The organism is Actinomadura alba (assembly GCF_014323705.1).
Taxonomy (GTDB): Bacteria; Actinomycetota; Actinomycetes; order Streptosporangiales; family Streptosporangiaceae; genus Actinomadura_C; species Actinomadura_C alba.
Map to the genome: position 1 here is coordinate 1 of NZ_JABVEC010000076.1, position 5,078 is coordinate 5,078.

General features: G+C 65.1%; 2 protein-coding genes and 2 pseudogenes. 3 read left to right on the forward strand and 1 reads right to left on the reverse strand.

The window, feature by feature from the left end; all coding sequences use genetic code 11:
* Together HKK74_RS40670 and HKK74_RS38720 are read left to right on the forward strand one after the other, a co-directional pair.
* Nucleotides 1-198: pseudogene (locus tag HKK74_RS40670) on the forward strand (ISL3 family transposase); the annotation flags it as partial.
* 186 nt (nt 199-384) lie between these two features.
* On the forward strand, nt 385-3,507 hold the full coding sequence (locus HKK74_RS38720; RefSeq protein ID WP_187248417.1) for a PDZ domain-containing protein: 3,123 nt from the start codon (nt 385-387) through the stop codon (nt 3,505-3,507).
* 198 nt (nt 3,508-3,705) lie between these two features.
* Here the strand turns inward: HKK74_RS38720 and HKK74_RS38725 are convergent.
* A pseudogene (locus HKK74_RS38725) lies at nt 3,706-4,293 on the reverse strand (transposase); the annotation flags it as partial.
* 321 nt (nt 4,294-4,614) lie between these two features.
* Here HKK74_RS38725 and HKK74_RS38730 point away from each other — a divergent pair.
* Nucleotides 4,615-4,992, forward strand: coding sequence for a PAS domain-containing protein (locus HKK74_RS38730; RefSeq protein ID WP_187248418.1), 378 nt, complete (start codon nt 4,615-4,617; stop codon nt 4,990-4,992).
* The last annotated feature ends 86 nt before the right edge of the window (nt 4,993-5,078 follow it).

A 5,078-nucleotide genomic window follows, 5' to 3' on the forward strand; every position in this document is an offset into this window, starting at 1 on the left:
AGCCTCAACCTGCTCTACCGCTACATCACCCAGGGCCGAGCCGAGGGCGACCGGCCCGTCATCACCCCACGCCGTCTCGCTCGGCTCCTGCTCACCCGCCCCGACAAGCTGCGGGAGGCCGACACCCAGCTACTGCAGGAACTCACCGCTGCTTGCCCCGAGCTGGCCGAGCTCGCCCGCCTGGTCCGCAGCTTCGCCACAAACATAGGAGCTCTGTCCGAGCCCTGCCCTTCGGGGTTGGATCGATCGTGGCGCTTGACGCAGCATAGCGGTGCCCCTAACCTCCAGACATCCGATCTTTGCTCACGTCTTCACGCCTTCACGCCTTGTCGACCAAGTATCTCGCCCTGGGCTTGAGCAGTGAGACTTCCGGAAAGGAGCGCCATGTCCACGGCGTCCCCCCGCTCGCGACCCCGGTTGATCGCCATCCTGTCCGTCCTCACCCTCGCCATCGCGGCCGCGCCGCTGGGGGCGGGACCCGCCGTCGCGGACGCGGGCCCGTACGTCGTATCGGTCTCTCCGCACGGCTCTGCCATGGCGTGCAAACCCACGAAGCCGTGCTCGTTGACCGTCGCACGCGCCAAGGTGCGCGAGCTCTTGGCCGAGGGCATCGACCGGGACATCGTCGTACAGCTTCGTGAGGGCACATATCCCCTATCGGAGACGCTCGCCCTGGATGCGCGGGACAGTGGTTCCCCGGAGCATCCGGTGCGTTGGGTGGGGACCGGTTCCGGCGCCAGGATGATTGGTGGCCGGCAGCTGAGCGGGTCGTGGCATCCCACGGTCGCAGACCCGACCATCATGGTGACCGACGTCCCAGCGGGTGTTGACTTCGATGAGTTGTTCGTCAACGACGAGCGGCAGGTCATGGCTCGCTATCCCAACTACGACGAGTCCGCGCCTCGGCTCGAGGGCACGACGACGCTGAGCACCCTCAACACTCGCTCAGCCGGCTGGCAGGACCCCACCACCGGCTTCGTCAGGGCGATGCACTGCCATGACTGGGGCAGCGTCTCCTTCACCATCACCGGCCGCGTCGACGACGAGCTCGGGCTGCGTTTCGTCGGTGACAACAACCGTCCGCAAGACTGCGGCGACAGCGCGCTTCCTCTCAAGCGAGACGCCGTCCTGGTGGAGAACATCCGCGAGGAACTCGACGTCGCAGGTGAGTGGTACCTCGACCGGACGAGGAACAAGCTCTACCTCATGCCCTCCGCCGGTGTGGACCTCGCCACGGCGACAATCGAGACAGGGGAGCTCGACCAACTCATCAGCCTGACGGGAACCTCGCCCACGGGGCCGATCCATGACATCACGCTGGAGAACCTTCATTTCGAGCGGACTCACCGGACCCTCTTCAACAACACCTTCGAGGGCCTCTCGCGCGGTGACTGGTCGGTGGTCCGCAAGGGTGCGGCGTACCTGAAGAACGCGCGGGACATAACGATCACGAAGTCGACCTTCGAAGATCTCGGCGGCAATGGGATCTTCATGGACGGCTACAACGAGCGCAACCACGTCACGTTCAGCAGGTTCGCCTCCAACGGAGCGACCGACGTGCAAGTGGTCGGCTCTCCCACCGCAGTCCGCGACTATGCCGGCAACTACTTCACCACCCCCCGGATCACCGATCTGGGGAGCGGGCCGAAGACCAAGGACTATCCCCGGGACATCCTCATCGAGGGCAATGACATGAGGAACAACGGTCGGCACGAGAAGCAGACCTCCTCGGTCAACATCTCGATGGCCCTCGATGTCACCGTCAGGGGCAACTCGCTGTCCGACAGCCCGCGGGCTTGCCTCAACTTCTCCGACAACACCTGGGGCGGTCATCTGATCCAGGACAACGACATCTTCGACTGTGTCCGCGAGACGGGTGACAACGGCTCGATCAACTCCTGGGGACGCAGCCGCTTCTGGCGCACCGGCGCCAGCAGCAACCGTTTTGCCAGTCTGGCCCAGGACGTCACCTTCCAGGGCAACACCGGCGGAGAGCTCACGACCGACCAGGCGCGTGCGCTGATGCATCTCGACGTCGTCAAGCCCATCACCATCGATCACAACAGGTTCTGGCACGACGGCGACTGGGCCATCGACCTCGACGACGGCTCGTCGAACTTCGTGATCACCAACAACGTGCTGCTCAGGGGAGGGGTGAAACTCCGCGACGGCTTCGAACGCACCATGCACAACAACCTGATCCTCGACGGCAGCACCTTCGAGCAGGTGAGCTACATGCCGGGCGGCGATGTCATCGAGCGGAACGTCACGCTGGGCTCGAGGCCCTACGACAACGTGCTGAACGATCCGGCCCGCGCGGCGTACACGATCGGGAAGAACCTGTTCTGGAACGCCGGCTCTCCGATCGACATCAGGCCGAGCGGGACGGGTGTCGAGAAGCTCTCAGTCGACGGCAGGACGATCAACACCAATACGAGCTGGTATCGCGCGGGCATGGACCGGGACTCGGCGGTCGGGGATCCGAGGTTCACGAATCCCGACCCCACAGACAACTACGACTTCACGCTGGTCGAGGACTCGCCTGCGCTGGCACTCGGTTTTCGGAACATCCCCATGGCCGGGTTCGGCGCGCCCGGCGGCGCGCTGCCCCCTGAGGCGGTGCTGCCGACTGGCGATGACGAACCAGACCCGATCGAGCTCGCCCGCAGGAAGGTCGTCGAGAAGTTGATGGGTGCCGACGTCACCAACATCACCACCGAGGCTGAGCAGTCGTCGTACGCGATCAACGACTTCAAGGGGCTCAAGTTCGCGACGGTGCCCGCCGGCAGCTATGCCGCCGAGGCCGGGTTGCTCAGCGGCGACCTCGTCCGCACGATCAACGGCGAGGAGGTCACTGAGGATCGCAACACCTTCTGGCAGGCCTACAACGCGCTGCCGGCCGGTGCCCCGATCACCCTCGGGGTACGACGAGCCTCGACCGACGTCACGGTGAGCATGACCAAGATCGCGACTCCCGAGCAGCTCAACAACACCTCTGGGGTCGTGTACACGAACAGCGGCGCAGGCGCGCGCGAGCACTGGCTGTGGAGAGACGCGAGTCGAGGCGGTGCGAGTTCCTATCTCGATGACATCGATGCCACCCAGGACATCGGCGACACCTGGGAGCTCAGCTTCAACGGCACGGGCCTTGACATAATCTCGCAGGTCAACACCGACGAGGGCGATGTCGACCTCATCCTCGACGGTGAGTTCTACAGGACGCTGTCGTTCTACAACTCCAGCCGCGTGTACCAGAAGACGGTCCTCTCGATCACCGGCCTCGAGCCCGGTCTGCACACGATCACCGGGATCATGAAGTCGGGCGACTACATGATCGTCGACGCCTTCAAGACCCACCCGGCATCGGCCGTCACCGGCACCCAAGCCTCGAAGGTGACGCTCAAACGCGCTCCGGACACGCCCGCCCGCGGACTGACGGGGTCGATGAGCAGCGCTGCGGCCGGCCGCGGTGTGGTCCTGCGTCGGACCGCCGTGCTGGCCCCGTAGCTACTCGTAAACGGGAGGGCCGGCCCCATCAGGGACCGGCCCTCCGTCGTCTCTACGGTCGCGCTCGTCTCAGTTGCCCTGTTTCGGCCGGTCTGACGACGGTCCGTCGCCGTGTGGGTGCCGAAATCGTGTCACAGGGCTTGATCTGGGGTTTCGCTGTGGGTGGAGCAAATAGTCAAGATCTGTGGATCAAGATCTTTAGGCTGCTTCGGGTGAGGCCTTGTCGTCGGGTCGTTCGACGAGCTTGCCGCCCACGAACGTTGCCCCTGTGCGGACGAGTGCGACCAGGTGGGGTGCGTTCACGGCCCGCCAGCGGGCCTGGGCCGACTCGATGAGCTTGAACGGCATGGCCAGCCCGGCGGCGCGGGAGCCGGGCCCTTTGGTGACCTTGGTCCGGTGCCTGACCGTCGCAAAGGTGCTCTCGATGGGGTTGGTCGTACGCAGGTGGATCCAGTGTTCGGCCGGGAAGGCGTAGAAGGCCAGCAGCTCGTCGATGTCGTCGGTGACCTTGGCGACGGCCTTGGGGTGCTTGGCGCCGTAGGCGTCGGCGAAGGCCCGGGCCGCCTTCACCGCGTGATCCTGGTCCTCAGCGTTCCAGATCTCGGCCAGGGCCTTCTTCGCGCCAGGATGCGCGGACTTGGGCAGCGACCCGAGGATGTTGGCGATCTCGTGGAACCAACAGCGCTGTTCGCGGGTTTGGGGGAACACCTCGCGTAGCGCGCCCCAGAACCCCAGCGCGCCGTCACCCACGGCCAGCACCGGGGCGCGCATCCCGCGCCGGGCGCAACATACGACCTGGTCAGAGACCTGTGAGACCGCGTCGAGGGACTTCCCCCAACATCCCAAGGAGGTCTCACCTACGACCAGCTCAGAAAGCAAGATCAACAGTGACCCGTTTTCCCGAGGACATCCCTGTTCTCGTCCGCTACCTGCTACCCGCCACCGATGACGGTCGCCGTGCGTGGGCGTGGCTGCCCGGCATCGTCCTTCAGCGGTGCGACGTCGATGAGTGGCATGTCGTGGTCGAGGTGCCTGCGCGTGGGGGCGTCGGTCTCGGCGCTAACCTGGGCATATGGGGGTGCAGGTGACGGATTCTGGGGGGTGCAGGTGACGGATTCGAAGTTCGATTACGAGCCGGTGTTCAACGCCATGCTGGCCCCATTGGTGGTGTTGACGCCGGACTTGGTCATCGTGGCGGCGAACAATTCCTACCTGAAGGCGACCGGGCGAAGCCGGACGGATATGCTCGGCCAACCCATCTTTACCGCCTTCCCTGCCAATCCAGAGGCTCACAACGATCCCAACGCGCGTGGGGTAAGGGTCTTGCGTGCTTCGCTGGAACGGGTGGTGGCCACCGGCAAGGCGGAATCCCTGCCGCTGCAGCGGCACGACCTCGAGGTGGCCGGTGAACCGGGGCTGTTCGTGGAGCGGTACTGGAGCTCGATCAACACACCCGTCCTAGGCAGTGTCCTGTGGATCAGGTGACTGGGTCGCGGAGCCAGATCCGGATCGAGGCGACGTCGATGGTGCCCTGGTAGATGCGTTCTCTTTTGTCGTACCGGGTCGCCACG